This is a genomic window from Bacteroidota bacterium (assembly GCA_013696965.1).
Classification (GTDB): domain Bacteria; phylum Bacteroidota; class Bacteroidia; order JACCXN01; family JACCXN01; genus JACCXN01.
The window spans coordinates 1-2,107 of sequence record JACCXN010000039.1; the positions used below are offsets into that span (position 1 = coordinate 1).

Annotated in this window: 1 protein-coding gene; it reads right to left on the minus strand. The window is 32.2% G+C overall.

The features are described from left to right. Positions 1-158: 158 nt before the first annotated feature. Complete coding sequence (locus H0V01_06395; protein ID MBA2583001.1) at positions 159-1,595, minus strand: peptidase S41; 1,437 nt, start codon at positions 1,593-1,595, stop codon at positions 159-161. Between the last annotated feature and the right edge of the window lie 512 nt (positions 1,596-2,107).

Genomic DNA, 2,107 nt, shown 5'->3' on the forward strand with positions numbered 1-2,107 from the left:
AAAGCTCTGTAGCTTATTTTGCCAGTTAAATATTCGGCAACTAATTCTTCTTTTGTGATTTGTTTTCTTTTCATTTTGTGCGAATAAATTTACAGTTTTTTCTGTAAACCTATTTCAGGACGAGTCAGTCTTGTTTAGGTGCTGTTAGGCAGTGTTCATTATCTTCCAGATAATTGTTCAATAACAGAATCTAATTGTCGGTCATACTTTGTCTTAAAATCGTCTGGTTTTTTATTTATTTCTAAGTCAGGACATATTCCCTTGGGGTTATATTGAAAATTAGGCATTCGCATTTTAAATTGTGCAGTCGGTATTCTTACCAATAATTTAGAATAAGGAAGTTGAAACATATGTCCACCGTCATTGCTGTAATAACTTCCTTGGGTGCATTCGCCATATAACTTACCAATTTGATTGTCTTTTAACAGAGATACAAAATGACCTGTTGTTGAGAAGCACCCACCATCAATGAGAGTTATAATTTCGCCTTTGTGATATTTCCTTTTACCTTTTTGCTTTTCGAACCACCAATAATTCTTTTTATCTGTTTCAACCTCGCAGTGCAAATTATTAATAAATTTAGTTGTTGCTGTGTCAACGTCATTTATATATTGAGGACTTGTGCTATAAAATTTCCATTCAGCAGTTTTTTTATACTTTTTACCAACATACTCAAAGTAATAATATGGTTTGTCAGTTAGATATGAAAATAGATAGTTTGATACTTCTGCTGAGCCTCCAGAATTGCCTCTGACATCAATAATCAAACTGCTTATTTTTAATTTCTCAACTTTTTTGAAAAAATCATCGATATATTTTTTGTAATTAATTTTGTAATATTCGAAATCACCAATATAAAATGTGTTGACTGTAAGAATCGCAATTTTCCCTTCTTTAAATTCTTGGTGAATTGGTTCAACAATTCTTCTTGTATTTTTAGTAAATTCTCGATATTCAATTCCTTTCAAAACAGTAGTCGCATTGTTGCCAATACTGTCAAGGTAATCAAGTTTAAATGTGTTGGAAGAATCGATAAAAAAGTAATAAAAAGGGAATAATTGAAAAGTGTAATTCATGCCAGTTTCATTTTCGCCTTCAAGACTTATGTATGGTTTTACTTTTGAAACAATTTCCGAAATACTTTTATCATTAATTTTCAAAATAGTTTTACCAATAAAGGAATTGTATTCTTCAGTCCCCGATTTGCTAATAATAAACTTGTCACTGGCTTTATAAACACTAAATGGAAAAACTAATTCATTTTGTAATTGTTTTTTAATTGTAGAGTTCTCAACCCAAGTATGGCCGTCTTTAATTTTTGATAATAAAAGTGAAGTTTTGCAATAATATTCGATGGTAGTTAAATCTGTCTGAATACTTTTACGTAAACTGTCGTAGCAGTTGTCAAAGACTGCTTTTTCAGTATGCATAAATTGCCCTGGATGAATAGTATTTAATAAATCGTAAAGAATACCTAATTCGTTAATTATTGAATCTTTTTCTAAAGTCTTTATGAAAAGTGGATTTTCTGTTGGATAAATATTTTGTCCAAGGGATACTGATGCAATAAAAAACAGTGGAAAAATGTATTTCATAAAAAGTGCTTTATTCTTATACCGCTAAAATGTTTTAAAATTAATGGTCGTCATGAATGCAAATAACTAAAACATATTTGAACAAACATAATATTTATTTTAGTTTCTCCTAATAGAATAGTAATGAATTTAATGAGCAGAAACGTGTGGGGAGGCGGAATGGCTCTTTTACTTTTGCCAATGTGTGAGAGGTCAGTGTGGAAGAGGCAAAAGTAAATGTGCCATTTCCTGCGCTGGCAATTTTAAATTTTGTGCGCGAGGTAAAAAGGATAAAGCACGAAGCGTTGGGCTGCTCTGTTTTTGAGAGTTATACAAAAGGTGTTAAATGCCTATGCCTAAATGATTGTGGCCTATTCTGTTCTTCCAAAAATCATACGCTATCATATAACGTTTCCTGCATACCCGCATGTGGGGCTGGTTTGCAGCGTTTCTGTCCACCGAGCAGCGAAAGGTAATAGAAAGAAATGACTTCTCAAAATGCACCAAGCACCCCACTTGAGGGTATGCAGTGT